This is a genomic window from Pseudomonas sp. IB20, assembly GCF_009707325.1.
Taxonomy (GTDB): Bacteria; Pseudomonadota; Gammaproteobacteria; order Pseudomonadales; family Pseudomonadaceae; genus Aquipseudomonas.
Genome location: NZ_CP046103.1, coordinates 4,311,601 through 4,337,898 on the forward strand (window position 1 = coordinate 4,311,601; position 26,298 = coordinate 4,337,898).

Below are 26,298 nucleotides of genomic sequence, written 5' to 3' on the forward strand. Positions count from 1 at the left end.
GGAATCATTTTGTTACATACGACTATTCTTAACGCACTTTCAGGGCAAATGGCCCGCTTGCTCAACAGTAAGAAAAGTCTGATTCCCATAGATTGGCCCGCTGTATCAATCTATTACCGCTGTTCACCGACGTTGATTTATCGCTCCTTGATCCAACGTCTTACTTCGGCCGCTGCCTTTGCAGCGGCCTTTTTTATGCCCGCAATAAAACGGGGCGCCCTCAGCGCCCCGGAGTATTCAATAGTGTTCAAGCAACGATCAGAGGCTGAACTTCTGCAAGTTGGCCATCATCTCCTTCAATGCTTCGATGTTGTCCTTGGGGTGAGCGGCGCCTTCAAAGTCGCAAATCTGCGCCCAATGCGCCGCCACATCGTCCGGTGAAAAACCCGCTTCAGGGTCAAAACCCACACCCAGGCTGCGCTCCCAGCGGGTCTTGCCGATCCAGCCGCCGCCCACTTCAAACAGCCCCGAGGTTTCCTGGCACGCCTCGCTGCCCAGGTACACCACCAACGGGCTGACCAGCTCCGGCTTGAGCCGCTCGAATACTTGCGGCGGGATCAGGCCTTCGGTCATGCGCGTACCACCGGTGGGGGCGATAGCGTTGACCAGAATGTTGTTCTTGCGCCCTTCCAGCGCCAGGGTGCGGGTCAGGCCATACAGGCCAAGCTTGGCCATGCCGTAGTTGGATTGGCCGAAGTTACCGTAGATGCCCGAGGTGGACGCGGTGAAGATAACGCGGCCATAACCTTGCTCACGCAAATGCGGCCACGCGGCGCGGGTGACTTTGTAGGCGCCTTCGACATGCACCCGATAAACCAAGTCCCAGTCGCTGTCGTCCATTTTGTGGAAGGTCTTGTCGCGCAGGATGCCGGCGTTGTTGACCACCACGTCGATGCGGCCGAAGACATCCAGCGCGTTCTGCACGATTTTGTCACCGTCAGTGACGGAGTCATGGTTGGCCTCGGCAATGCCACCGGCCTCGCGGATCTCGGCGACCACCCGGTCGGCGGCCGAGGCATTGGCGCCTTCACCCTGGGTCGAACCGCCGAGGTCGTTGACCAGCACTTTGGCCCCATGCTTGGCGAACAGCAGCGCATGCGCCCGGCCCAACCCGCCGCCGGCACCGGTGACGATCACGACCTTATCCTGGAACTGCACTGACTCACTCATACCGAACTCCGCTGGCGACAATGGGAATGGGTTGAGTGTCAGGCACACGGGCGCGGGTCACAATAAAGTCAGCCGAGGCTGAATGGTGCTCGATAAGGCAGCGGGATGATTGCTTGGGTCAAACTGCCACTCGCGGCACCGACTGGCCAATGCGCTCGCGAAACGTCAGGTAATGCTTGAGCACCTGCAGCGGCGCTTCGATCTGCGGGTAGTGGCCGATATTCGCCAGCAGCACCGTGTCGGCGTGGGGCACCAGTTGGTGATAGCGCTCCACCATATGCGCGCCGGAGATCGGGTCGACTTCGCCGTCGATCACCCGTAACGGCACATCGCCGCGTTGCATCGCGTCCACCCAGCGTTCACGCAGGCGGCGGCGCTGGGGAATGTAGGCAATCAGTTTGTGCAGGATGCGCGGGCCGTCATTGCCATTGATCAGGCTCCAGAAGTCATCCAGCGCGCTTTCACTGGGCCGAGTACTCGGGCCGAAAATCTGGCTGAAGCTGTTCGACAGGGCATTACGCCCAAAGGCGCGGCCGATCATCCAGCCAAGCGGGCTGAGCAAGAGTTTTTGCACCAGCGTCGGGCGATGGGTTTCCGGGAACAGCCCACCGTTGAGGAACACACAGCTGGCCATTTGAAAGCGACCTTCGTAATGGCGCGCGAGTAATTCCTGGGCGACGCTGTCGCCGTAGTCATGGGCCAACACGTGCACCGGCTGCTCCACGCGCAGGTAGTCGAGCAGCGCCTGTTGCAGGTCAGCCTGCTCCAACAGGCAGTAGTCGTGGTCCAACGGCTTGGCCGAGTCGCCGAACCCGAGCATGTCGCAAGCAATCACCAGGTTGCGCTGGGCCAGGGGCTGCCACAGGTAGTGCCAGTCCCAGCTGGCAGTGGGGAAGCCGTGAATCAACAGCAGCGGCTCGCCCTGCCCGGCCACCCAGAAACGCACGGTGCGGCCACGAAAGACGAACGCCTGGCCACGCTTGCGCCAAGCACTGAGCGGGATTTCTGCGAGTGGCATCAGCTTTTATACCCAGGATCTTGCAGGTCCAATTTACGCAGCAGCGCCGGCCAGGCCAGCGCGCCTCCCATACCTTGGGCGCTCTTTGTGACAACTGCCACCATCGCCTTAGCCCCCGCCAGAATCTGCGGCTCGATGGCAATCAGTTCGGCGCCGCCGTTTTGCGCCAGCACCTGGATTTCGCAGGCACGCTCAAAGGTGAACATCATCAGGAAGGTGTCGGCGATGCTGCCGGCGCAGGTCAGCAGGCCATGGTTGTGCAGCATCAGGAAGTTGTTGTCGCCCAGGTCTGCCTGCAAGCGCGCCTTCTCTTCAGGGTTCAGCGCCACGCCTTCGTAGGCGTGATACGCCAGGCTGGACAAAACAAAGGTGGATTGCTGGCTGATGGGCAGCACGCCCTGCTTTTGCGCAGACACCGCAACACCGGCCGCGGTGTGGGTGTGCAGCACACAGACCACGTCATGGCGCACGTCGTGGATGGCGCTGTGGATGGTGAAGCCGGCGGGGTTGATCTCGTAGGGGCTGTCCATCAATTTGTTGCCGGCCTGGTCGACCTTGACCAAGCTCGACGCCGTGATCTCGTGGAACATCAGCCCGTAAGGGTTGATCAGGAAATCATCGGTGCCCGGCACCTTGGCGGAAATATGCGTGAAGATCAGGTCATCCCAGCCATGCAGCGCCACCAGGCGATAGCAGGCCGCCAGGTCGACGCGCGCTTGCCATTCGGCTGCGCTGACCTGCTCTTTGACATTCTGCAGCGATAGAACGGGGGCTGGGCTCACGGCAATGACCTCCTTGGTGCACTTTCTTATTGTTTTTTTGGGTGAGGGGCCAGTCTAGTCAGACCGCGTGGCGCAAGGAGTTGCCTTCGCAGCCAGCTTGATGACCGAGCGAGTCATCCAAGAGAATAGTCCACGTGGCGTCAGAGAAGCGCCGCCAATAAAGGCACGGCGAACAGGTTGAGCAGCCCCGTCAACACCATCACCAAGCCTGCGACCGAGCCTTCTTCGCCGCCCACTTCATGCGCCCGGCTGACACCCGCACCGTGGGCGCCCACGCCAAACAGTGCACCGCGCGCCAACGGTGTACGCAGCGGCAACCATTTGAGCAGCACGCCACCGAGCATGGCGCCGAACACGCCGGTGAACATCACGAACACGGCGGTGAGTTCCGGTACGCCGCCGAGGTCGGAGGACACCGGCATGGCAAACGGCGTGGTGATTGAGCGCGGTAGCAGAGACATGGTCACCGAGGTGTTCAAGGCCAGCGCCTTGGCCAGCCCGAACGAGGTGCCGATGGAGGCCGCGCTGCCCGCGACCATGCCCAGCAGCAACGCCGACCAGTGCCGCGCCAGCAAGCGGCGTTGTTGCCAGATCGGCACGGCAAACGCCACAGTGACCGGGCCCAGCACCAGCATCAGCCAGTGCGTGTCAGTGGCGTATTCGGCATAGGCGGTCTTCATCGGCACGGCCACCGCCAACAGCAGCGCCGGCACCAGGATCAATGGCGACAGCAGGTAGCGCCCGGTGCGGGCGTAGATCCAGCGGCTGAAGAGGTAAGCGGCCAGGGTCAGGGCGAGCCAGAACACCGGCATCAGTTCAAGCTTCACGGCGCATGCTCCAGCGGCAAACTATTTCCACGGTGAAGGCCGTGACCAGCATCACCGACAGCGTGCTGAAGCCGATCACCAGCAGGATGCGCCAGCCGTCATTGCGCACCAAACCACCGTAGTCGAGCAGGCTCATCAGTGCCGGGATAAAGAACAGCAGCATCTCCGCCATCAGCACCCCGGCGCCCCATTGCAGGGCGGCCGGTTTGACCAGGCCAGTGGCGAAGGTCGCCAGCAACAGGCCCAACCCCACCACGCCACCCGGTATCGGCCACGCCAACCACACGGCGAGCTGGGTGCCCAGAAAATAGATCGCCAGCAACACCACCAACTCAATCAACAGGCGCCCGAGATGTTTGAAGCTGAAACGTTTCATAAGCTTTAGGTCCTCACAGGCGCTCAGTTTAAAGACGCCCCACCCATCCCCACAGCGAATTGTTAGACTGACAGCTATTCCAAACTGGAATCAGACCGATGGAATTCAAACAGCTGCGCAGTTTTGTCGAAGTGATCCGCCGGGGCGGCTTTACCCAAGCGGGTAAAACCTTGCACATCAGCCAATCGGCGGTGAGCAAACAGGTGGCCCAGCTGGAGCAAAGCCTGGGCACACCGCTGCTGGAACGCACGGGCTCGCACATTCGCCTGACGGCCGCCGGTGAGGTGGTATTACAGCGCGCCGAGGCGATGTTGCGGTTGCAGACGGAATTGCTCAGCGAGCTCGATGATATGCAGCAACTGGCGCGCGGCGAATTGCGCCTGGGCTTGCCGCTATTGGCCGGCGACACACTGTTTGCCGGGCTGTTTGCCGAGTACCGCAGGCGTTATCCCAAGGTCACTATCCAACTGCTCGAAGGCGGCAGCCGCACCATCGAGCAGGCAATTCTCAGCGGTGAGCTGGACGTGGGTGGCACGCTGATGCCCAGCGACCCGGCCTTCGCCTGGCAGCCCTTCTGCGATGAACCGCTGGACGCGCTGCTGCCGATGGACCACCCATTGGCCGAAAACGCCCACGTGCGCCTGGAAGAATTGGCGGGCACGCCGTTCCTGATGTACCAGCGCAGTTTTGTCCTCAACGATCGGCTGATGCAGGCCTGCCAGCAGTTGGGCTTCACGCCGAAGGAAGTGGGCCGCAGCGGCCAGGCGGACTTCCTGGTCGCACTGGTCGCGGCCGGCCAAGGCGTGGTGCTGTTGCCCAGCGTGGTCGCCCGTGGGCTGGTGCGACCGGGCGTGGTGCGCCTGACACTTAAGGCGCCCGACTACCTGCGCTGGAACATTGCCTTTATCTGGCGCGAGGGCGCCTACCTGTCCAGAGCCGCCCAGGCCTGGCTGGCATTGCTGCGCGAATTCCCGGTCAACCGCGCAGTGCAGTGACCAACTCGGCCAGCCACGGCTCGGCATCAGCTTCCGGGGTGACGCTTTCGCTGGCGTCCAGGCGCAGCATCGGCAGCACTTCGCGCACGCCCAACTCGCCGAACAGCTCGCACATTTGCTCGCCGCCGCCGCAGAACGTATCGCCGTAGCTGGCGTCGCCCAGGCCGATCACTGCGCCAGGCAGGCCGCGCCAGGCGGCGGGCAACTGGTCGCGAATGCTCGAATACAGCGGTTGCAGGTTGTCGGGCAGCTCGCCCATGCCGGTGGTCGAGGTCACCGCCAGAAAGGCCTCGGGGGCGAAGGCCTGCACGTCGGCCAAGGTGGCACGCGGGTTGTGCCAGGCTTCAAAACCGGCCGCGTTGAGGAGGCCGGCGGCGTGGCGGGCGACTTCTTCAGCGGTGCCGTAGACCGAGCCGGAAAGGATGGCGACTTTCATCAATCTGATCCTGTGGTTGAGCGAAAGCCTGGGATATTAACAGCTGACACAAATATTTCGGCGTAAGCGGCGCAACATTCAAGGTATGCCATAAACTCCAGCCTTCAAAAACAAGGCATGGACCGCTCAATGATTAACGCCAAGCTGATGCAGATGGTCATCAACGCTTCCAACGACGGCATCGTCGTCGCCGAACGCGAAGGCGAAGAGAAGCCACTGATCTACGTCAACCCTGCTTTTGAGCGAATGACTGGCTACACGCTGGACGAAATCCTGTATCAGGATTGCCGTTTCCTACAGGCCGGTGACCGCGACCAGCCAGCCCTGATGGCCATTCGCGACGCCCTCGACCACGACGACGCCTGCCGGGAAATCCTGCGCAACTACCGCAAGGACGGCACACCGTTCTGGAATGAGTTGTCGCTGTCGACGGTGTACAACGAGGCCGACAAGCAGACCTATTTCATTGGCGTGCAAAAAGACGTCACCACCCAGGTGAAAGCCCAGCAACGAGTGGCACAGTTGGAAGCGCAAGTCGCCGAACTCAAAGAGCGCTTGGCGGCACTTGAGGCGACGAGCGGAATTAACAAATTGTAGTAAATGCGGCCTTTAGAGTGATAATGGCTTTTTAATACCTCACCCTTTGAGCTACATCAATGCACCGCGACGCGCTATTGACGCAGGACGAACTGGATTTTATCCAGGACATGCAGCACAACCCGCAGCTCAACCTGCGGGATGCGTGGTCGAGCCTGACCGTCAACGGCGGTGCGCAGATTCGCGACTTGCTCACGCGGTTGGCCGCTCACGACCACGTCACCATCCAGGCGCAGTTCGATAACCAGCAACTCACCTTTCCCCTGCACTTGGTGGAGGATGAGTTTCACGCGGTGCATTTGCGTTTGGGCGTGCCGAGTATTTTTGAAGATGGCCCGATGATTCGCCCGTGGCGCCTGGCGCTTGAAACGCCGGTGGCACTGGAGAACGTCAGGGGCAACCCCGCCGCCCTGTGGGTGCACGAGGTGTCATTCAAGGGGGTGCTGGTGGAGATTCGTGGCCGAGTCAAACCGCCGAAAACCTTTTCCCTGTGGTTCAGCCCGTCCGGCTACGAGCGGATCTCACTGCGCGGCACGCTGGAGCGGGAAACCGCTCGAGGCCTGTTTGCCTACCGCCTGAGCCAAAGCGATGCCGATGAAATCGAGCGCCTGCGCCAGTTCATCCTGCACCAGCACCGCCTGGTTCACCCGCACGTGCACGCCTGATATCAGGTATCCAACTGCCCACTGAGAAACTGCTGCAAGCGGCGCTGCATCAAGCGCCCTTCGTTGCCCAGGCAACCGATGGCGGACCCGGCCAACTCTTTTTCGGCCAGGTCCGATGCGGCACCGGCCAGCAGCAGCGGGCAATCCAGGGTCAGCGCCAAACGGGTCAGACGCCCGGCCAGGTCATGGTTGTGTGAGTGGTTGGAGAACAGGATGAGCGCCTGAGGACGCATCTTTTCACAGACCAGTGTCAACTCGTCCAAGGGTTGACCCATGCCCAGCACCTTCACAGGCCTGTCCTCGCAACTGAGCAACAACGCCGCCACCATCAATTCCACTTTACGGCATTCCCCGGGCATAGCCGTCAGCAATACCCGTGGCGCAGTTGAGGTGCCCGCACGTCGCAGGTGTTCGAAGGTTTGCATGCGCAGGAAGGTATCGTAAAAAATCCATTCACTGGCTTGGCCGAAGCGGCCCTGATGGCGCAGCAGGTCGCTCCAAAGGGGCATCAGGATGTCCTGGAACGCCACGCTGAGCGGGTAGCTCGCCAGAACCTGAGCGTACAGGCTATGCAGTTGACGATCGTCAAACCCACTGATGGCGTTTACCAACCGCGCCCGCCACTGTGGCCATTCACTGTCGCTGCCGGTGTCGCGTTCAGCACGAATCGCTTCAGCCTGCTGATCGTCGCGCGCAAGGATCTTGCCGACTTTGCTCACGGCCACGCCGCGCTCGATCCAATCGAGAATACGATGAATGGTCACAATATCGTCGCTGGAATAGAGGCGATGCCCACTTTCGGTGCGTGTGGGCTGGATCAGGCCATAACGCCGCTCCCAGGCACGCAGGGTGACCGGGTTGACACCTGTCAATCTCGACACTTCGCGGATCGGGAACAGCTCATCGGGGTCAGCGGGACGACCCTGGGCAATTTCGCGAGTATGAGTAGTAATTTCGGGCATCTGCGGTAGAAAACGTCCTTGTGAATTTGGATCCCATTTAACGCTTTTAGACTTGTCCTTTTCAAGGCCCGCTCTGTCAGACCAATGTCACTGGTGTATTTTTGCAAAACAGGAATAATCCTTGCCTGTTTTTTCTACGTCGCTGCACCACCCCGCAGCCTCGTTCGTGCGCCACCTACCCGGTTCGGCGCACCCGTACATTTGGAGATACACAATGTCTACCTCTCCCGTCACCTTGATGGTTGCGCGCCGCGTGGCCAAAGGGCGCTACGAAGACTTGATGGCTTGGTTGCGCGAAGGCGAGCAATTGGCCACGGACTTCCCCGGTTACCTGGGTTCCGGCGTGCTCGCCCCGCCGCCCAATGACGATGAATTCCAGATCATCTTCCGTTTCGCCGACGAGAAGACCCTGCATGCCTGGGAGTTTTCCGCTTCGCGCAGTGCTTGGCTGAGCCGTGGCAGCGAGCTGTTTGCCGACCCGTCCGAGCATCGCGTCAGTGGCATCGACGGCTGGTTCGGCGCGGTAGGTGCACGGCCACCGCGCTGGAAACAGGCCGTGGCAATCTGGCTGGCGTTTTTCCCGGTGTCCCTGTTGTTCAACTTTGTCCTTGGCCCGCTGCTCAACGAACTGGACCTGGCCCCGCGCGTGCTGGTCAGCACCCTGGCGCTCACCCCATTGATGGTTTATTGGTTCATCCCACTGTCGACCCACCTGCTGGCGAACTGGCTGCACCCTACACCGCCACCGCGCAAGGCTGCAGAAGCCGCCGCTTGAGTACAGGGGGCCGCTCGCTGGTATAGTTTCATCCTGCCAGCGACGTGAGCCTCCCATGACTGCAACGAACGCCCCGATCCTGATCACCGGTGCCGGCCAGCGTGTCGGCCTGCATTGTGCCGAGCGCCTGCTGGACGAGGGCCACCCGGTGATTTTCAGCTACCGCAGCGAACGCCCCGGTGTGCAGGCTTTGCGCGAGCGGGGCGCGGTCGGTGTGTTTGCCGACTTCTCCAGTGAGGCCGGGATTCTGGCCTTCATCTCAGCGCTGAAGACCCATACCGACAGCCTGCGCGCTATCATCCACAACGCTTCGGCGTGGGTCGCGGAAACGCCGGGCGACGAAAGCCGCGCATTTACCGACATGTTCAGCGTGCACATGCTTGCGCCGTACCTGATCAACCTGCATTGTTCACCTTTGCTGCAACACTCAACACCTGCCGATATCGTGCATATCAGCGACGACGTGGTGCGCAAGGGCAGCCGCCAGCACATTGCCTATTGCGCCACCAAAGCCGGGCTCGACAGCCTCACGCTGTCGTTTGCCGCGCAGTTCGCGCCGCTGATCAAGGTCAACGGCATCGCGCCGGCGATGGTGATGTTCAACGACGGCGACGATGCGGCTTACCGCGCCAAGGTCCTGGCTAAGTCCGCATTGGGCATCGAGCCCGGGCCCGAGGTGATCTACCAGAGCGTGCGTTACCTGCTGGACAACCCTTATGTCACCGGTACCACCCTGACCGTCAACGGCGGGCGGCATATCAAGTAAGCCGTTTGTGAGGATGTTGTATGACCTTGTCCCTGCCCCAACACTACCGCGAGATTCTCAAAGGACTGGGTGAAGACCCGGAACGCGAAGGCTTGCTCGACACCCCCAAGCGCGCCGCCAAGGCCATGCAGTACCTGTGTCATGGCTACGAGCAGAACCTGGACGAAATCGTCAACGGCGCGCTGTTCGCCTCAGACAATGACGAGATGGTGATCCTCAAGGATATCGAGCTGTATTCGCTGTGCGAGCACCACCTTCTGCCCTTTATCGGCAAGGCCCATGTGGCCTATATTCCGACCGGCAAGGTGCTGGGCCTGTCAAAGCTGGCGCGCATTGTCGACATGTACGCCCGGCGCCTGCAGATCCAGGAAAACCTCACGCGGCAAATCGCCGACGCCATCCAGCAGGTCACCCAGGCCGCTGGCGTGGCGGTGGTGATCGAAGCCAAGCACATGTGCATGATGATGCGCGGCGTGGAAAAACAGAATTCAACCATGAACACCTCGGTGATGCTCGGCCCCTTCCGCGAGTCGAACACCACGCGTATGGAGTTCCTGCAACTGATTGGACGGAGCAAGTAGCAATGCCACAACTTCAACCAGGCATGGCGCGTATCCGGGTCAAGGACCTGTGCCTGCGCACCTTTATCGGCATCAACGAGGACGAGATCCTCAACAAGCAGGACGTGCTGATCAACCTGACGATCCTGTATGCCGCTCAGGAAGCCGTGCGCGACAACGATATCGACCACGCGCTGAACTACCGCACCATTACCAAGGCGATCATCGCCCACGTCGAAGGCAACCGCTTCGCCCTGCTCGAGCGCCTGACCCAGGAGCTGCTGGACCTGGTGATGAGCAACGAATCGGTGCTGTACGCCGAAGTCGAAGTGGACAAGCCCCACGCGTTGCGCTTTGCCGAGTCGGTTTCGATTACCCTGGCGGCCAGCCGCTAACCCCAGAATCTGCAGTGAGCCCTATGAACGATCAACAACGCCTCGCCACTAACCCCAGAATCTGCAGTGAGCCCTATGAACGATCAACAACGCCTCGAACTCGAAGCTGCCGCCTTCCGCCGGCTGGTGGCGCACCTGGACAGCCGCAAGGATGTGCAGAACATCGACCTGATGAACCTCTCGGGCTTTTGCCGCAACTGTTTGTCCAAGTGGTACAAAGCCGAGGCCGACGAGCGCCACATCGAGCTGAGCCTCGATGACGCGCGTGAAGTGGTGTACGGCATGCCGTACGCCGAGTGGAAAGCCCAGTACCAGAAAGAAGCCAGCGCCGACCAACAGGCGGCGTTTGCCAAAGGAAAAACCCATGACTGACTTGAACACCCTGCGCGCCAGCCTCAACAGCGGCGAACACGTCTTTGCCGACACCTTGGCGTTTGTTGCCGCCGGTTACGACTACCAGCCGCAAGCCTTCACCAATGGCAACGTGGAAAACGCCGCCGGGCAGAACGAGGGCTCGTGCAAGACACTGGGCCTGGCGCTGCTGGAAGGCTTGAGCGATCAGGAAGCGCTGCTGGCGTTTGGTGAGCATTATCGGTCGGTGGTGGCTACACCGCAGGGCAGTGATCACGGCAATATTCGCGCGTTGATTGCGCAAGGTTTGGCTGGGGTTCAGTTTACTCAGCAGCCTTTGACTCGCCGCTGATTCAAATTGAAAACCGGTCAAGGTGGGAGCTGGCTTGCCTGCGATAGCGGCGTGGCCCCCACAGTGATGGGGTTGACACTTCTGGGCTGCCGCGCTGATTAAATCGCAGACATAAAAAAACCGGCCTCTCAGCCGGTTTTTTTATTGCGACGGGTTTAGAACGAAGCGTCCTTCAAACCGTCGAGGTAACGCTCGGCATCCAGGGCCGCCATGCAGCCGGCGCCGGCCGAGGTGATCGCCTGGCGGTACACGTGGTCAGCCACGTCACCGGCTGCAAAGATGCCTTCGATGTTGGTCGCAGTGGCATTGCCTTCACGGCCGCCCTGCACCACCAGGTAGCCGTCTTTGGCTTCCAGCACGCCTGCGAACAGCGAGGTGTTCGGGGTGTGGCCGATGGCGATGAATACGCCGTCGACTTTCAGCTCGTCGAAGCTGCCGTCGTTGTTTTTCAGGCGGGCACCGGTCACGCCCATGTTGTCGCCCAGGACTTCGTCGAGGGTGGCGTTGAGCTTGAGGATGATTTTGCCTTCAGCAACACGGGCGTGCAGCTTGTCGATCAGGATCTTCTCGGCGCGGAAGGTCTCGCGGCGGTGAACCAAGGTCACGGTGCTGGCGATGTTGGCCAGGTAAAGCGCCTCTTCCACCGCTGTGTTGCCGCCACCGACCACAGCCACCGGCTTGTTGCGGTAGAAGAAACCGTCGCAGGTCGCGCAGGCGGAAACGCCTTTGCCCATGAACGCTTCTTCCGACGGCAGGCCCAGGTAACGGGCGCTGGCGCCGGTGGCGATGATCAGCGCGTCACAGGTGTACACGCCGTTGTCGCCAGTCAGGCTGTAAGGCTTTTTCGAGAAGTCGACTTGGTTGATGTGGTCGAAAACGATCTCGGTTTCAAAGCGCTCGGCGTGTTCTTTCATACGCTCCATCAGCACTGGGCCGGTCAGGCCGTGCACGTCGCCCGGCCAGTTGTCGACTTCAGTGGTGGTGGTCAGTTGACCGCCCGCCTGCATGCCGGTGATCAGCAGCGGCTTGAGGTTGGCCCGGGCAGCGTAGACAGCAGCGCTGTAACCGGCAGGGCCGGAACCGAGAATAATCACTCGCGAATGACGGGTATCAGACATGACTCACTCCTATCGACCACCCGGAAAACACAGGGCGGCTGGAATAAAAAAGGACCGCGAAGCACTTGGGGAAGGCTTGAACTCGCAGATCCTAAAAATAATGGGTGCAGCGTATCGAGGGGGGCAAGATTAAGGAAATACGGAATAACAATCCAGCTCATAGGTGGTCTCTATGCAGTACACCCGATTAATCGACGCCATTGTTGCTTAGATGTTACCGCTGATGTCGCCGCTTTCGCCCAGGATGCAAAGGCGGTAAGGTCGGCGCGTTCGTCATCCTGCTCGGAGTTCTCCATGCCCGCCCCTGCTCTTTCCGGCCCGCAATACCTGCGTGAAGGTCTCAAACTGGTGTTGAGCCCAGGCCTGCGCCTGTTTGTGTTGCTGCCGTTGGCGATCAACTTGGTGCTGTTCGTCGGCTTAATCTATTTCGCCGGCCATCAGTTCAGCCTGTGGGTCGACACTTTGATGCCGACGCTGCCTGGCTGGTTGAGTTTCCTCAGTTACATCCTGTGGCCGCTGTTTGTGGTGCTGGTGGTGCTGATGGTGTTTTTCACCTTCACCATGCTGGCCAATATCATCGCTGCACCGTTTAACGGTTTTCTCGCAGAAAAGGTTGAAGTGGTGGTGCGTGGCACCGACGACTTCCCGCCGTTCAGCTGGGGAGAACTGATGGCGATGGTGCCGCGCACCCTGGCGCGGGAAATGCGCAAACTGGGCTACTTCCTGCCACGCGCCATCGGCCTGTTTATCCTGTCGTTCATTCCGGTGGTCAACCTGATCGCCGCGCCGCTGTGGCTGCTGTTCGGCGTGTGGATGATGGCGATCCAGTACATCGACTACCCGGCCGACAACCACAAACTGGGCTGGAACGAAATGCTCGCCTGGCTGCGCCAGAAGCGCTGGCAGAGCATGAGCTTTGGCGGCATCGTTTACCTGGTGCTGCTGGTGCCGGTGGTCAACCTGCTGATGATGCCGGCGGCGGTGGCCGGGGCCACGCTGTTCTGGGTGCGCGAGCAAGGTGCTGAGGCAATGGCCGCGCCCAAGGTGACCCAGTCATAAATCCATCACGCCAATGACACAATGACGACATGGCCCACGGTGACACTGTGGGTCATGACGACAGCTTCGCTTCACATCACTCTGATTACCGAAACCTTCCCACCAGAGATCAACGGGGTGGCCAATACCCTTGGCCGCCTGTGTGAAGGGTTGCGCGCGCGCGGCCATCAGGTCGAGCTGGTGCGCCCACGCCAGGGCAGCGATCAGAGCCGCCCCAGCGACGACGCACTGCTGCTGTGCCGTGGCTGGCCGCTGCCGGGCTACCCGGGCCTGCAATGGGGCCAGTCGTCGATGCACAAGTTGCTGCGACGCTGGACTCGCCAGCGCCCGGACGTGCTGTACATCGCCACCGAAGGGCCGTTGGGGCTGTCGGCGTTGCGCGCGGCACGGCGCCTGGGAATCAGCGTGGTGAGTGGTTTTCACACCAATTTTCAGCAGTATTCGAATCAATACGGCTTGAGCCTGCTCAGCCGCATGGTCACGCATTACCTGCGCTGGTTTCATAACCGTTCGACCTTGACTCTGGTTCCCAGCACCAGCCAGCGCCTGGAGCTTGAGCGTCGGAATTTCGAGCGCCTGGGGATGCTCTCACGCGGGGTCGACAGCCAGTTGTTCCACCCGGCCAAGCGCGATCACGCACTGCGTGAAAGCTGGGCGTTGAACAGTGAGCAAATCGCCGTGCTGCATGTAGGCCGACTGGCGCAAGAAAAGAACCTAGGGCTGCTCAAACGCTGCTTCGACGCCTTGCAAGACACCTATCCACTGCGCCAGATGAAACTGATCATCGTCGGCGATGGCCCGCAACGAGCGATGCTGGAAAAGGAACTGCCCGAGGCGATTTTCTGCGGCACTCTGCGCGGTGAAGAACTGGCCCGGCATTACGCGTCCGGTGACGTATTCCTGTTTCCCAGCCTGACCGAAACCTTCGGCAATGTGGTACTGGAAGCCATGGCTTCGGGCTTGGGGGTGGTGGCCTACGATCAGGCGGCCGCGACCCAGCATATTCGCCATGGCTACAACGGCGTGCTGGCGATGCCGGGGGATGAGGATGCGTTTTGCGATGCGGCCAATTGGCTGCTGGAGGATGCGGAGAGTCTGCGCCGCATGCGCTTGAATGCTCGCCAACACGCCAGCCGCCAGGGCTGGCCAGCAATTATCGAGCAGTTTGAAAACCAGTTACGCGGTGTGTGCGCAGAGCATTGTGTGATGCCAGCACAGCCTTACACGCCTTGAACGACCCTGCACAGGGAGCTGAGCCCTTTACACCAGCGTCGTCAACGCCTCACGACTGAACGGCAAGATGTCGCCTTCACGACCTTCGCGCACCTTCAGCGCCCAATCCGGATCCACCAGCAAGGCACGGCCCACGGCGACCAAGTCGAACTCGTCGTTGTTCAGGCGTTCCAGCAGTTTTTCCAGGCTGGCGGGTTGCGCGACCTTGTCGGTGTTGACCATAAACTGCAGGAACTCCCCGTCCAAGCCGACGCTGCCGACAGTGATGGTCGGTTTGCCGGTGAGCTGACGGGTCCAGCCGGCCAGGTTGAGGTCGGAACCTTCGAATTCAGGCTCCCAGAAACGACGGGTGGAGCAGTGGAAAATATCCACACCGGCGTCAGACAGTGGCAGGAGAAACTCACCCAACGCCTCAGGGGTTTGCACCAGACGTGCGGTGTAGTCCTGCTGCTTCCACTGCGAGAAACGCAAGATGATCGGGAAGTCCGGGCCTACGGCGGCGCGGGTAGCCTGGATCAGCTCGATGGCAAAACGCGAGCGATTGGCCAGGCTGCCGCCGTATTCGTCGGTGCGCTGGTTGGTGCCTTCCCAGAAGAACTGGTCGACCAGGTAACCGTGGGCGCCGTGGATCTCTACGCCGTCCATGCCGATGCTTTGAGCGTCCTTGGCGGCTTGGGCGAAGGCGTTGATCACGTCCTTAATGTCTTGGGTGGTCATGCCGTGAACGACCACATTGCCATCCTTGAGTTTTTCCATCGGGCCGTAGGCTGGCACGCTGGCGTCAGGCTCAGTGCCGATACGGCGTACGCTGCCCACGTGCCACAGTTGCGGGACGATCTTGCCGCCTTCGGCGTGCACCGCGTCGACCACTTTCTTCCAGCCGGCCAGCGCGGCCTCACCGTAAAAATGCGGGACGTTCGGGTAACCGTTGGAGGCCTGATGGCCGACCACGGTGCCTTCGGTGATGATCAGGCCCACGCCGGCGGCAGCGCGGCGACGGTAGTACTCGATGACTTTGGAATTGGGCACGCCACCCGGGGAGAACGAACGGGTCATCGGCGCCATGACCACGCGAGTGGACAGTTGCAGTGCACCGAGCTGGAAGGGTTTGAACAAAGCTTGGACAGGCATGGGAGCACTCCACGGGAAGATGTATTTATGATGTGGATAATATGGGCAGTGCGATGTGCTGGATAGCACTATTGATTCGGGTGATTAAGGGGTAAAAGCGAGACGCAGAAGGTCCGCAGAGACTTTCCCACGCAGAGCGTGGGAACGATCGGGCACGATTAGCTCAGGGCTTTTTCAATGACCTGGACAATCGTCGGGTCATCCGGCGCTGTGCGCGGCGAGAAGCGCGCCAGTACTCGCCCGTCTTTGCCGAGCAGGAATTTCTCGAAGTTCCAGGTGATATCCCCAGGAAACTCAGCGCCCTCGCCCGCCAGCAGGCGATACAGCTGATGACGTTCCGGACCATTGACGTCGAGCTTGCTGCCCAACGGGAACGTCACGCCATAATTGAGGCTGCAAAATTCCCGGATCTCTTCCTCGGTGCCCGGCTCCTGGCCTGCAAACTGGTTGCACGGCAAGCCGAGTACGGTAAACCCCTGGCTCTTATACTGCTGATAGAGGTTTTCCAACGCCGCGTATTGCGGGGTCAAGCCACATTTGGAGGCCACATTGACCACCAGCACAACTTGCCCCTTGAAGGGCGCCAGCGGTAGCTCTTGACCGTCCAAAGCTCTGAGTTTCAGGTCGTGGAAAGCACTCATGACGAACTCCAGATATCCCATGTTCTTCGCGTTACAGCCGCTCGAGATTACAGACCGCGAGTCTGCAATCATAGTCGCCGATTACAAAACTCGCCTGCGAACTACTGAGCGGTCGGCCAAGGCAAAATCGGAATCGCTGTAACCGCGTTTTGCGGGCTGCCTTCGATCAAACGATCGCTGTAGACCAGGTAAACCAGGGTATTGCGCTTCTTGTCGAGGAAGCGAACCACCTGCATGGTCTTGAACACCAGCGAGGTACGCTCCTTGAACACTTCGTCGCCATCTTTGAGTTCGCCTTTAAAACGAATCGGCCCGACCTGACGGCAGGCAATCGAGGCCTCGGCACGGTCTTCGGCCAGCCCCAGCCCGCCCTTTACGCCGCCGGTCTTGGCGCGCGACAAGTAGCACGTCACGCCATCGACCTTGGGGTCATCAAACGCCTCGACCACAATTCGGTCGTTGGGGCCGACAAACTTGAACACTGTCGACACCTGGCCAATTTCTTCGGCCGAGGCCAGCAACGGCATGGCCAACAGCAGGCCGAGCAATCCCTTCATGACACGCATCGTTTATTACCTTTGTTTAAACCAGGATCAAGTTATCGCGGTGCACCAGTTCAGGCTCCGCCATATACCCCAACAGACTCACAATCGCATCAGACGACTGACCGATGATTTTCTGTGCTTCAAGGGCGCTGTAGTTGGCCAGGCCACGGGCGATCTCGCGACCGTCGGGCGCAACGCACACCACCATCTCGCCACGGCGGAAACTGCCCTGCACCAATTTGACGCCCACCGGCAGCAGGCTCTTGTTGCCTTGGGACAACGCCGACACGGCGCCATCATCGAGCACCAGCGTGCCACGGGTTTGCAGGTGCCCGGCCAGCCACTGCTTGCGCGCCGCCAGCATGCCGCGTTCCGGCGACAACAGCGTACCGATGCGCTCGCCGGCCTTGAGGCGATCCAGCACGCGCTCCAGGCGCCCACCGACGATGATGGTGTGCGCGCCGGAACGCGCGGCCAGGCGTGCCGCACGCAGCTTGGTCTGCATACCGCCACGGCCCAGTGCGCCGCCGACACTGCCGGCCACGGCGTCCAGCGCCGGGTCATCGGCGCGCGCTTCGTAGATCAACTGGGCATCGGGGTTGTTGCGCGGGTCGGCGTCGAACATGCCGTCGCGGTCGGTGAGGATCACCAGCAGGTCGGCTTCCACCAGGTTGGCCACCAGCGCGGCCAGGGTGTCGTTGTCGCCGAAGCGGATTTCGTCGGTGACCACGGTGTCGTTCTCGTTGATCACCGGGATGACCTTGAGCTCGACCAAAGCGCGCAAGGTGCTGCGGGCGTTGAGGTAGCGCTTGCGGTCGGACAGGTCGTCGTGGGTCAGCAGGATCTGCGCCGTGTGGCGTCCGTGCTCGGCAAAACTGGATTCCCAGGCTTGCACCAGGCCCATCTGGCCGATGGCGGCGGCGGCTTGCAGCTCGTGCATCGCGCTGGGTCGCGAGGTCCAGCCGAGGCGGCTCATACCGGCGGCAACTGCCCCGGACGACACCAGCACCAATTCGACACCGGCCTCATGCAAGGCCACCATCTGCTCGACCCACACGCTCATGGCTGCGCGATCCAGACCTTTACCATCCGCCGTCAGCAGCGCACTTCCGATCTTTACGACCCAGCGCTGCGCACCTGTCACTTTGCTCCGCATCATCTTCAACCTTAGTGAGAGGGCTGCGCGACCCAGCGCGACCCATAACGTTATTAGTGACTACGTAAATCCCAGATACCAAAACGCCGCTCCAGAGAGCGGCGTTTAAGTTTATCGCAACCGGTCAGTCGCGCACGTAAATGATTTCCGGACCGTCTTCATCATCCACATCTTCTTCGTCCCAGTCATCGTCGCCGATGTCATGGACCGACTTCACGCCGCTGCGGCGCAGGGCACGCTGGTCGTCCAGGGCCTGCAACTGGGCACGGGCTTCGTCTTCGATCTGCTGATCGAGCTCGGCCAGTTCTGCCTTGAATACCGGGTCGGCCGCCAGGCGGTCGGCGCGGTCTTCCAGGTAGCGCATGATGTCGCGGGTCAGGCGCTCGGTGCCTTCTTTGGCGATGGCCGAGATCACGTAGACCGGACCTTCCCACTCCAGGCGGTCGACGATTTCCTTGACGCGCTCTTCGTGCTCTTCTTCCAGGATCTGGTCGCACTTGTTCAGCACCAACCAACGATCACGCTCGGCCAGGGCCGGGCTGAACTTGGTCAGTTCGCTGACGATCACTTCGGCGGCGTCCGGTGCACTGGTGTCATCCAGCGGCGCCATGTCGACGAGGTGCAGCAGCAAACGGGTCCGCGACAAGTGCTTGAGGAAGCGAATCCCCAGGCCTGCGCCATCGGAAGCACCTTCGATCAGGCCGGGAATGTCGGCGATCACAAAGCTTTTCCAGCGGTCGACGCTGACCACGCCCAGGTTCGGCACCAGGGTGGTGAACGGGTAATCAGCGACTTTCGGCTTGGCGGCCGAGACCGAGCGGATGAAGGTACTTTTGCCGGCGTTCGGCAGGCCCAACAGGCCTACGTCTGCCAGTACTTTCATTTCCAGCTTGAGGTCACGCTGCTCGCCCGGCTTGCCCGGCGTGGTCTGGCGTGGAGCACGGTTGGTACTGGACTTGAATCGGGTGTTACCCAGACCGTGCCAGCCGCCCTGCACAACCATCAGCTTTTGGCCGGCCTTGGTCAGGTCTCCAATAACTTCCTGGGTGGCGGAGTCGATAATCGTGGTGCCGACCGGTACGCGCAGTACCATGTCTTCGCCTTTTTTACCGGTGCAGTCGGTGCTGCCGCCGTTGGAGCCACGCTCGGCATCGAAGTGCCGGGTGTAACGGTAGTCGACCAGGGTGTTGAGGTTTTCGTCGGCCATCATGTAGATGGAACCGCCGTCACCGCCGTCACCGCCGTTAGGGCCACCGTTTTCGATGAATTTTTCGCGACGGAAACTCATGCAACCGTTACCGCCGTCGCCTGCTTTTACTCGGATGGAAACTTCATCAACGAACTTCATAACAAAACGCCTCTCGTCGCATGGACGAGCTTAAGAAACCAAGACATAAGACTCTTGCAAAAATGAGCGCAGCGACCTCAAACAACAACCGCTTATCCAGCGCCTGAGCCCATCACAAACAGCTTTGCAAGAGACTCACTCCACAAACGAAAAAGCCCCGTCGCGAGACAGGGCTTTTCCAGCTATCGCGCAATTAAGCGGCGACAACGCTCACGTAACGGCGGTTGAACGCGCCTTTTACTTCAAACTTGATCACGCCTTCGATTTTAGCGAAGAGGGTGTGATCTTTACCCATGCCAACACCGTAACCGGCGTGGAATTGGGTGCCGCGCTGACGCACGATGATGTTGCCCGGAATGATTTTCTGGCCGCCATACATCTTAACGCCAAGGCGTTTGGCTTCTGAGTCGCGACCGTTACGGGTACTACCACCAGCTTTTTTGTGTGCCATGAGTCAATTCTCCTAGTGAGGAATTAGGCTGAAATTAAGCCTGAATACCGGTGATTTTGATCTCGGTGTACCACTGGCGGTGGCCCATACGCTTCATGTGGTGCTTACGACGACGGAACTTGATGATGCGGACTTTATCGTGACGACCTTGGGAGATCACTTCAGCCACAACGGTAGCGCCAGCAACAACTGGAGCGCCGATGTTCACGTCATCGCCATTGGCGACCAACAGAACGCGATCAAAGGTAACGGATTCGCCGGTAGCGATTTCCAGTTTTTCGATCTTCAGGTATTCACCTGGGGCGACCTTGTATTGCTTGCCACCAGTAACAATTACTGCGTACGACATGGTATTTCTCCGATAATCCTGCTCACCCAGCGCTTTATAAGAAGAGGTATTGGCTGGCATGGCTGCATGGGATGGACGTCCCGAATGCAATTGCGTAAGGCAGGTGCTGCCCAGGAAGTTCAGGGTGCGCGATTGTACGCAAGGTAAATGGGTGTTGCAAGAGGCCGTCTATCGCGCCTTGACACTCGAAGGCCTGGGTCCTAGCATGCCGCGCAACCCTTCTGGAGCGACTGTCGCTGATGCAACGCCCAGGAAGTTCAGGGTGCGCGATTGTACGCAAGGTAAATGGGTGTTGCAAGAGGCCGTCTATCGCGCCTTGACACTCGAAGGCCTGGGTCCTAGCATGCCGCGCAACCCTTCTGGAGCGACTGTCGCTGATGCAACCCCAAGCTTTCTACCGCGCGGTCGCGGACGATTTTAGCGCCGTCGACGGCATCATCAAGCAGCAGCTGACGTCTAAAGTGCCGCTGGTCTCCAAAATTGGCGACTACATTACGTCGGCGGGCGGCAAACGCCTGCGTCCTTTATTAGTGTTGCTGTGTGGCAAAGCCCTGGGCCGCGAAGGCGATGACCTGCGCCTGCTGGCCGCCACAATCGAATTTTTGCACACTGCCACCCTGCTGCATGACGACGTGGTCGACATGTCCGGCATGCGCCGTGGTCGCGAAACCGCCAACGCCATGTGGGGCAATGCCCCAAGCGTGCTGGTAGGTGATTTCCTGTACTCGCGCTCGTTTGAAATGATGGTCGAACTGGGCTCGATGCCGGTGATGAAGATTCTTTCACAGGCCACCCGCATCATCGCCGAAGGCGAAGTGTTGCAACTGTCGAAGGTTCGCGACGCCAGCACCACCGAAGAAACCTACATGGAAGTGATTCGCGGCAAAACCGCGATGCTCTTCGAAGCCTCGACCCACAGCGCCGCCGCCTTGTGCGGTGCCACTGCCGAACAAGCAGAAGCCCTGCGCACCTTCGGTGATCACCTGGGCGTGGCATTCCAACTGGTCGACGACCTGCTCGACTACAAGGGCGACGCCGAAACCCTGGGCAAAAACGTCGGTGACGATTTGGCCGAAGGCAAACCGACCTTGCCACTGATCTACACCATGCGCGAAGGCACGCCGGAACAGGCCGCCTTGGTGCGCAAGGCGATCCAGAAAGGCGGGATCGAAGACTTGGAAGCCATCCGCGCAGCCGTCGAAGCCTCGGGCTCCCTGGAGTACACCGCGCAACTGGCGCGTGATTATGTAGCCCGAGCCATTAAGTGCCTGGAAGCCCTGCCTGCCAGCGAATACCGGGACGCTCTGGTTGAGCTGAGCGAATTCGCGGTCGCGCGTACGCACTGATTCGGCGCTGATTAATGTGGGAGCGGGTGCTCGCGAAGGTGGGGACACGTTCGCACCCGCTCCCACATTTAGACCTTATTACCACTTCACGACCCCGCCCGCGCCACAAAACCCTATATAATGTGCGACTTTAGCCAATCCTGACTTTCAAGGAGCCTTAGTGAGCACGTTGCCACCCTGCCCAAAATGCAATTCCGAATACACCTACGAAGACGGCGCCCAGCTGATCTGCCCGGAATGCGCCCATGAGTGGTCCGCCAATGGCGAGGCCGAAGCAGCCGGCGATGAAACCGTGAAGAAAGACTCTGTAGGCAACGTCCTGCAGGACGGCGACACCATCACCGTGATCAAAGACCTCAAGGTCAAAGGTACGTCCCTGGTGGTCAAGGTCGGCACCAAGGTCAAGAATATCCGCCTGTGCGATGGCGATCACGATATCGATTGCAAGATCGACGGTATCGGCCCGATGAAACTCAAGTCCGAGTTCGTGCGCAAGGTCTGAACCTGCTGCATCCATCCCGCGCCCGCCGCGGGATGGCGTTTTGCCCTCTCCGTTGACCGAACACAATATCCACACAGAAAAACCCAGAAATTGCCAATAGGCACTTGCTATTCTACGAATAAGAATTATTCTCATTGAAACCCATCAAGGAGAACCACTCATGACTTATTTGATAGATGCCTGGCTGGACCGCCCACACCCTTACCTGCGAATCCTGCATCGGGAAACCGGGGAAGTCTGTGCTGTGCTGGAAGAAGAAGCGCTGAATGAACTGCAGGATCAGGGCGACCTGGACGTCAACGGCCTAAGTTCCAGTGAGCCTGGGGTGCTCAAGGAAGTGGTACGTAATTTGTTTCTGTTCTGCTATGCCCGAGCGTTGCGCCCGGCCACGGAGCTCAATGGCAAGTTCCATCCATGAACGACCACGCAAAACCTGAATGCACCGGCTCTATGTGGGAGCCAGGCTTGCCCGCGATATAGACGACTCGGTCAAACCTGCTACCGAGGTGATGCTATCGCAGGCAAGCCAGCTCCCACATGAAGCCGACGCCAGTGCTACCAGGCCTTACAGTACGTCGAGCAACTCGACGTCGAACACTAGAACGCTGTGCGGCGGGATGCTGCCAACGCCTTGAGCGCCGTAAGCCAGTTCGCTCGGCACGTACAGACGCCATTTGCTGCCGGCATTCATCAGTTGCAGGGCTTCGGTCCAGCCAGCGATCACGCCGCCAACCGGGAATTCTGCAGGCTGGCCGCGCTCGTAGGAGCTGTCGAACACAGTGCCGTCGATCAGGGTGCCGTGGTAGTGGGTACGCACTTGGTCTTCACGGCTCGGCTTGGCGCCTGTACCTGCAGTCAGCACTTCAAATTGCAGGCCGGAAGCCAGGGTGGTGATGCCATCACGCTTGGCGTTTTCAGCCAGGAAGGCAAGGCCAGCGCCAGCAGCGGCTTCAGCCTTGGCAGCCGCTTCGGCTTGCATGATTTCGCGGATAACTTTGAAGCTGGCCGCCATCTGCTCTTGGTCAACGCGGCTTGGCTTGCCGTCGAACGCGTCGGTCAGGCCGGCCAGGATGGCGTCAATGCTCACGCCCGGTGGCGGGTTGTCGCGCAGTTGGTCGCCCAACTGACGGCCGATACCGTAGCTGACGCGGGTTTCGTCGGTGGACAGATTAACTTCGGACATGAAGAGGCTCCGCTGTAGGGCAGCACGGTGTCCCGTGCCATCCAAAACTAAAAGGGCCAGCAGACTAGCACACAAGACCGGCCTCTGATCAGCCCCCTGCCCCGGCTACCAGAGTGCCAGGTCGATAGCGATGGCGACCCCTCGTCACACCTGTAAGAAAAGTACTTCAGAATCATCGCTTGCCGCCGATACAGCGCTACACACAATTGGCTGGCTCAAACAACAACACCGTCCAGCAGACAGACATCACTCTTGCGGAGCATTCGATGAATAGCTGGTTCGGCAACATCAGCGTCAACCTCAAACTCGGCCTGGGCTTCGGCCTGGTGCTGGTCCTCACCTCGATCCTGGCCCTGACGGGCTGGACCAGCCTGGGCAGCCTGATCGACCGTAGCAACTGGATGAGCGACATCACCCAGCTCAACGCCTCGCTGACCAAGCTGCGCATCGTGCGTTTGCAATACATGCTGGCCAACGGCGACGAAGCCGTGGCGCAGAACGTACAAACCAGCCTCGACGCCTTCGCCGCCCAGCAACAGACGCTGCTGGACAGCTTCAATAGCCCGGAAAACCGCAAGCTGCTCACCGACCAGAAAGCCGTCATCACCGCTTACCAACAGTCGCTGAACAAAATGCGCGAGGCCTACCGTAACGGCAACGCCGCGCGCCAGGTCATGGGCGACAAGGCCGACATCGCCAACGCCCAGATCGACGCCCTGGAAACCAATGTGCAGCAGATGCCCGACAGCCCGGAGCGCTTCACCCAGTACCAGGCCGTCACTCACGCCAAAGAAGAATTCCAGTTGGGCCGCTACGAAGTGCGCGGTTACACCAATAGTCCCAGTGCAGAAACCGAAGCCCGCGCCGCGGCACAGATTGAAAAAGCCATCAGTGGTTTGAAAAATCTCAGCGCCGCATTCGGCACCAGCCAACAAAGCGCTTTGACCTCACTGGAAACGGCACTCGGCGCCTATCGCAGCGCCGTACAAAGCTACAAGGCGGCCAACGCCAACATCGTCAGCGCACGCGCCGAAATGACCACCCAAGGTGCGGATATCGTCACCATCAGCGACAAGCTGTACGACATCCAGCTCGAACGCCGTGACGTTGAAAGCGCCCAGGCCCGTAGCCTGCAACTGATCAGCACGTTGCTGGCTTTGCTGGTCGGCATCATTGCTGCCTGGGTAATTACCCGCCAGATCACTCGCCCGATCCAGGAAACCCTGGCCGTGGTGGAGCGCATTGCCTCCGGCGACCTGAGCCACAACATCCAAGTGACCCGTCGTGATGAACTGGGCGTGTTGCAACAAGGCATCCAGCGCATGGGCACCACCCTGCGTGAATTGATCAGCGGTATTCGCGACGGCGTGACCCAGATAGCCAGCGCTGCCGAAGAGCTGTCGGCCGTCACCGAGCAGACCAGTGCCGGCGTCAACAGCCAGAAGATCGAGACCGATCAAGTCGCCACGGCGATGCACGAAATGACTGCCACCGTGCAGGAAGTCGCACGCAATGCTGAACAAGCATCGCTGGCCGCTGCCGATGCCGATGGCCAAGCCCGCGCGGGCGACAAAGTGGTGGCCGAGGCCATCGCCCAGATCGAACGCCTGGCCGCTGAGGTGGCGCGCTCCACCGACGCCATGACGCACCTGCAACAAGAGAGCAACAAGATCGGCAGCGTGATGGATGTGATCAAGGCCGTGGCCGAGCAGACCAACCTGCTGGCGCTCAACGCCGCGATTGAAGCGGCGCGTGCCGGTGAAGCCGGTCGTGGGTTTGCCGTGGTCGCCGACGAAGTCCGTGGCCTGGCCCAACGCACCCAAAAATCCACCGAAGAAATCGAAGGCCTGGTGGCGGGTTTGCAGAACGGCACCCAACAAGTGGCCACCGTGATGAACAACAGCCGCAGCCTCACCGACAGCAGCGTCGAACTGACGCGCAAGGCGGGTGTGTCACTGGAAAACATCACCCGTACGGTGTCGAACATCCAGTCGATGAACCAGCAGATTGCTGCGGCGGCCGAGCAGCAAAGCGCCGTGGCTGAAGAGATCAGCCGCAGCATTGTGAACGTGCGTGATGTGTCGGAGCAGACCGCAACGGCAAGTGACGAGACAGCGAAGTCGAGTGTGGAACTGGCGCGTTTGGGCAGCCAGTTGCAGCAGATGGTCAGTCATTTCCGGGTTTAAAAAACCAAAAAGCCGCCTCGATTTAAGCCGAGGCGGCGCCACGTCTCAGACCTTACAGGTCATCAAAGCTGTCCCGCAGGAATGTCCACACGTGATAAACACGCAGGGCATTCACTACGAGGTTCCACGTACGTCGTGCAAACTTAGACATACTCGGCCCTCCTTGAGTTGGGCCTTACCTCCTGCGCACTTACCGGAACACGTGAGCCTTCAGACGCAGGTCGATGCGTCCTTTGAGGTGGCCGGGCTAATGGCCCTTCCGCATCAATCCGGCACGGATTACTAGCCCGTGGCGGTCGGTCCAGAATTCGCGCGCATACCCGGCTCACCTAAAAAGCGACAAACGCAGAATGGGGAAGATCCTAACCAACATTCCCGTCTAAGGTGTGTCGAGCAGTGGTCAAATATCCAGTATCGCCTGATAGATTCATCGCAAGCTTTTGCAGTCAAATCAAGCAAGAGAAAGGATGCCTAAAGTGACCATGCTGGCCATCATTCCGTCTTGCGTGATGACATGACCAGCGGTAGTATCCGACTGCGGGTCGATGCGTCTTTTGAGATAGCAACCCCAGCCGAAAACTGGGTTTGCAATAAAAAACCGCCCTACTAAGGCGGTTTTTTATTGCCTGCAATTTACCCATCAACCCTCGCCTTCCTCAACAAACACGAGCCGATTCCCAAACGGATCACTGATGCTCATCTCCCGCGAGCCCCACGGCGTTTCCTCAACCCCGGGCTTGGCATAACGGTAATCTTTGGCCAGCAACTGCTGCTGATACGCGTCCACCTCTTGCGCCTGAATCCGCACCGCCGACCCCGGCGAAGCATCGCCATGATGCTCGGACAAATGCAGCACACATTCGCCCAACGACACCTGCAAATACAACGGAAAATTCGCCTCGAAGCGATGCTGCCAGTCGACCTTGAACCCGAGGAAGTCGACGTAGAATTCCAACGCTTTGACCTCGTCGAAAATCCGCAAAATGGGGGTGACTTTTCCTAAGTGCATGGCGACAGCTCCGT

General features: G+C 60.0%; 31 protein-coding genes and 2 pseudogenes. 16 read left to right on the top strand and 17 right to left on the bottom strand.

All coding sequences use genetic code 11. From position 1 onward, the window contains the following. Positions 1-258 precede the first annotated feature (258 nt). From GJU48_RS20080 to GJU48_RS20100, 5 genes are all read right to left on the bottom strand, one after another. The gene (locus GJU48_RS20080; protein WP_094949372.1) at positions 259-1,170 is read right to left on the bottom strand and encodes an SDR family oxidoreductase; all 912 of its coding nucleotides are present in this window, start codon (positions 1,168-1,170) and stop codon (positions 259-261) included. Between the two features lie 118 nt (positions 1,171-1,288). Then, positions 1,289-2,188, bottom strand: coding sequence for an alpha/beta fold hydrolase (locus tag GJU48_RS20085; RefSeq protein ID WP_155296075.1), 900 nt, complete (start codon positions 2,186-2,188; stop codon positions 1,289-1,291). Beyond that, on the bottom strand, positions 2,188-2,970 hold the full coding sequence (locus tag GJU48_RS20090) for a class II aldolase/adducin family protein (RefSeq protein WP_094949370.1): 783 nt from the start codon (positions 2,968-2,970) through the stop codon (positions 2,188-2,190). Before GJU48_RS20090 ends, GJU48_RS20085 begins: the two co-directional genes overlap by 1 nt. 140 nt (positions 2,971-3,110) lie before the next feature. Further along, positions 3,111-3,797 carry an LrgB family protein gene (locus GJU48_RS20095; RefSeq protein ID WP_094949369.1) on the bottom strand — a complete coding sequence of 229 codons (687 nt, stop codon included), beginning with the start codon at positions 3,795-3,797 and terminating at the stop codon, positions 3,111-3,113. Further along, a complete protein-coding gene (locus tag GJU48_RS20100) occupies positions 3,787-4,173 on the bottom strand; it encodes a CidA/LrgA family protein (protein ID WP_094949368.1) in 387 nt (128 codons plus the stop codon). Before GJU48_RS20100 ends, GJU48_RS20095 begins: the two co-directional genes overlap by 11 nt. Before the next feature lie 98 nt (positions 4,174-4,271). On the opposite strand from GJU48_RS20100, the gene GJU48_RS20105 reads away from it, so the two are divergent. Continuing rightward, positions 4,272-5,168 carry a LysR family transcriptional regulator gene (locus GJU48_RS20105; RefSeq protein WP_094949367.1) on the top strand — a complete coding sequence of 299 codons (897 nt, stop codon included), beginning with the start codon at positions 4,272-4,274 and terminating at the stop codon, positions 5,166-5,168. On the opposite strand, the gene GJU48_RS20110 is transcribed toward GJU48_RS20105, so the two are convergent. Then, a complete protein-coding gene (locus tag GJU48_RS20110) occupies positions 5,149-5,604 on the bottom strand; it encodes a flavodoxin (protein WP_094949366.1) in 456 nt (151 codons plus the stop codon). The genes GJU48_RS20105 and GJU48_RS20110 overlap by 20 nt on opposite strands. A 129-nt stretch (positions 5,605-5,733) precedes the next feature. Between GJU48_RS20110 and GJU48_RS20115 the strand changes: the two genes are divergently transcribed. Together GJU48_RS20115 and GJU48_RS20120 are read left to right on the top strand one after the other, a co-directional pair. Next, positions 5,734-6,201: a PAS domain-containing protein gene (locus GJU48_RS20115; RefSeq protein WP_094949365.1), complete on the top strand. Its 468-nt coding sequence runs from the start codon at positions 5,734-5,736 to the stop codon at positions 6,199-6,201. A gap of 59 nt (positions 6,202-6,260) precedes the next feature. Continuing rightward, positions 6,261-6,866 carry a hypothetical protein gene (locus GJU48_RS20120; RefSeq protein WP_094949364.1) on the top strand — a complete coding sequence of 202 codons (606 nt, stop codon included), beginning with the start codon at positions 6,261-6,263 and terminating at the stop codon, positions 6,864-6,866. A gap of 2 nt (positions 6,867-6,868) precedes the next feature. On the opposite strand, the gene GJU48_RS20125 is transcribed toward GJU48_RS20120, so the two are convergent. Then, the gene (locus GJU48_RS20125) at positions 6,869-7,828 is read right to left on the bottom strand and encodes a MerR family transcriptional regulator (protein WP_094949363.1); all 960 of its coding nucleotides are present in this window, start codon (positions 7,826-7,828) and stop codon (positions 6,869-6,871) included. Between the two features lie 214 nt (positions 7,829-8,042). Between GJU48_RS20125 and GJU48_RS20130 the strand changes: the two genes are divergently transcribed. The 6 genes from GJU48_RS20130 (at position 8,043) to GJU48_RS20155 (ending at position 11,027) form a co-directional block, all read left to right on the top strand. Beyond that, complete coding sequence (locus GJU48_RS20130; protein ID WP_094949362.1) at positions 8,043-8,603, top strand: antibiotic biosynthesis monooxygenase; 561 nt, start codon at positions 8,043-8,045, stop codon at positions 8,601-8,603. A gap of 55 nt (positions 8,604-8,658) precedes the next feature. Beyond that, on the top strand, positions 8,659-9,369 hold the full coding sequence (gene folM, locus GJU48_RS20135) for a dihydromonapterin reductase (RefSeq protein ID WP_094949361.1): 711 nt from the start codon (positions 8,659-8,661) through the stop codon (positions 9,367-9,369). Between the two features lie 20 nt (positions 9,370-9,389). After that, positions 9,390-9,950, top strand: a complete 561-nt coding sequence (gene folE, locus GJU48_RS20140) for a GTP cyclohydrolase I FolE (protein ID WP_094949360.1) — start codon at positions 9,390-9,392, stop codon at positions 9,948-9,950. A 2-nt stretch (positions 9,951-9,952) separates the two neighbouring features. Then, positions 9,953-10,324: a dihydroneopterin triphosphate 2'-epimerase gene (gene folX, locus GJU48_RS20145; protein WP_003194073.1), complete on the top strand. Its 372-nt coding sequence runs from the start codon at positions 9,953-9,955 to the stop codon at positions 10,322-10,324. A 75-nt stretch (positions 10,325-10,399) separates the two neighbouring features. Then, entirely contained in the window at positions 10,400-10,696 is a 297-nt protein-coding gene (locus tag GJU48_RS20150) for a DUF1244 domain-containing protein (RefSeq protein WP_065908484.1), read from the top strand. Further along, positions 10,689-11,027 carry a HopJ type III effector protein gene (locus GJU48_RS20155; protein WP_094949359.1) on the top strand — a complete coding sequence of 113 codons (339 nt, stop codon included), beginning with the start codon at positions 10,689-10,691 and terminating at the stop codon, positions 11,025-11,027. The genes GJU48_RS20150 and GJU48_RS20155 overlap by 8 nt, the downstream gene beginning before the upstream one ends. A gap of 155 nt (positions 11,028-11,182) precedes the next feature. Here the strand turns inward: GJU48_RS20155 and trxB are convergent, their stop codons facing one another. Further along, positions 11,183-12,145 carry a thioredoxin-disulfide reductase gene (gene trxB, locus GJU48_RS20160; RefSeq protein ID WP_094949358.1) on the bottom strand — a complete coding sequence of 321 codons (963 nt, stop codon included), beginning with the start codon at positions 12,143-12,145 and terminating at the stop codon, positions 11,183-11,185. A 294-nt stretch (positions 12,146-12,439) separates the two neighbouring features. Between trxB and cysZ the strand changes: the two genes are divergently transcribed. Beyond that, positions 12,440-13,204: a sulfate transporter CysZ gene (gene cysZ / locus GJU48_RS20165; RefSeq protein WP_094949357.1), complete on the top strand. Its 765-nt coding sequence runs from the start codon at positions 12,440-12,442 to the stop codon at positions 13,202-13,204. 54 nt (positions 13,205-13,258) lie between these two features. Further along, positions 13,259-14,437: a glycosyltransferase family 4 protein gene (locus GJU48_RS20170; protein ID WP_094949356.1), complete on the top strand. Its 1,179-nt coding sequence runs from the start codon at positions 13,259-13,261 to the stop codon at positions 14,435-14,437. Positions 14,438-14,464: 27 nt separating this feature from the next. Here the strand turns inward: GJU48_RS20170 and GJU48_RS20175 are convergent, their stop codons facing one another. From GJU48_RS20175 to rplU, 7 genes are all read right to left on the bottom strand, one after another. Then, positions 14,465-15,568, bottom strand: coding sequence for an NADH:flavin oxidoreductase (locus GJU48_RS20175; RefSeq protein WP_094949355.1), 1,104 nt, complete (start codon positions 15,566-15,568; stop codon positions 14,465-14,467). Between the two features lie 158 nt (positions 15,569-15,726). Continuing rightward, entirely contained in the window at positions 15,727-16,209 is a 483-nt protein-coding gene (locus GJU48_RS20180) for a glutathione peroxidase (RefSeq protein WP_094949354.1), read from the bottom strand. Between the two features lie 101 nt (positions 16,210-16,310). Then, positions 16,311-16,775, bottom strand: a complete 465-nt coding sequence (locus GJU48_RS20185) for a CreA family protein (protein WP_015885841.1) — start codon at positions 16,773-16,775, stop codon at positions 16,311-16,313. Positions 16,776-16,791: 16 nt separating this feature from the next. Further along, positions 16,792-17,910 carry a glutamate 5-kinase gene (gene proB / locus GJU48_RS20190; protein WP_094949353.1) on the bottom strand — a complete coding sequence of 373 codons (1,119 nt, stop codon included), beginning with the start codon at positions 17,908-17,910 and terminating at the stop codon, positions 16,792-16,794. A 124-nt stretch (positions 17,911-18,034) separates the two neighbouring features. Then, complete coding sequence (gene cgtA, locus GJU48_RS20195; protein ID WP_094949352.1) at positions 18,035-19,258, bottom strand: Obg family GTPase CgtA; 1,224 nt, start codon at positions 19,256-19,258, stop codon at positions 18,035-18,037. Between the two features lie 193 nt (positions 19,259-19,451). Further along, positions 19,452-19,709, bottom strand: a complete 258-nt coding sequence (rpmA, locus tag GJU48_RS20200) for a 50S ribosomal protein L27 (protein ID WP_003176049.1) — start codon at positions 19,707-19,709, stop codon at positions 19,452-19,454. Positions 19,710-19,743: 34 nt separating this feature from the next. After that, on the bottom strand, positions 19,744-20,058 hold the full coding sequence (gene rplU / locus GJU48_RS20205) for a 50S ribosomal protein L21 (protein WP_003176051.1): 315 nt from the start codon (positions 20,056-20,058) through the stop codon (positions 19,744-19,746). Between the two features lie 377 nt (positions 20,059-20,435). Between rplU and GJU48_RS20210 the strand changes: the two genes are divergently transcribed. From GJU48_RS20210 to GJU48_RS20220, 3 genes are all read left to right on the top strand, one after another. Then, positions 20,436-21,404, top strand: a complete 969-nt coding sequence (locus tag GJU48_RS20210; RefSeq protein WP_057724030.1) for a polyprenyl synthetase family protein — start codon at positions 20,436-20,438, stop codon at positions 21,402-21,404. 160 nt (positions 21,405-21,564) lie between these two features. Further along, positions 21,565-21,906 carry a zinc ribbon domain-containing protein YjdM gene (locus tag GJU48_RS20215; protein ID WP_017254008.1) on the top strand — a complete coding sequence of 114 codons (342 nt, stop codon included), beginning with the start codon at positions 21,565-21,567 and terminating at the stop codon, positions 21,904-21,906. A gap of 160 nt (positions 21,907-22,066) precedes the next feature. Continuing rightward, entirely contained in the window at positions 22,067-22,324 is a 258-nt protein-coding gene (locus tag GJU48_RS20220) for a PA4570 family protein (RefSeq protein ID WP_003194088.1), read from the top strand. A gap of 147 nt (positions 22,325-22,471) precedes the next feature. On the opposite strand, the gene GJU48_RS20225 is transcribed toward GJU48_RS20220, so the two are convergent. Further along, the gene (locus GJU48_RS20225; RefSeq protein ID WP_094949351.1) at positions 22,472-23,089 is read right to left on the bottom strand and encodes an FKBP-type peptidyl-prolyl cis-trans isomerase; all 618 of its coding nucleotides are present in this window, start codon (positions 23,087-23,089) and stop codon (positions 22,472-22,474) included. Between the two features lie 266 nt (positions 23,090-23,355). Between GJU48_RS20225 and GJU48_RS25795 the strand changes: the two are divergent. Further along, a pseudogene (locus GJU48_RS25795) lies at positions 23,356-24,420 on the top strand (methyl-accepting chemotaxis protein); the annotation flags it as partial. A gap of 261 nt (positions 24,421-24,681) precedes the next feature. Then, positions 24,682-25,275 (top strand): annotated as a pseudogene (locus tag GJU48_RS25800) (methyl-accepting chemotaxis protein); the annotation flags it as partial. 640 nt (positions 25,276-25,915) lie between these two features. Here the strand turns inward: GJU48_RS25800 and GJU48_RS20235 are convergent. Beyond that, positions 25,916-26,284: a glyoxalase superfamily protein gene (locus GJU48_RS20235; RefSeq protein WP_094949345.1), complete on the bottom strand. Its 369-nt coding sequence runs from the start codon at positions 26,282-26,284 to the stop codon at positions 25,916-25,918. Positions 26,285-26,298: the final 14 nt, after the last annotated feature.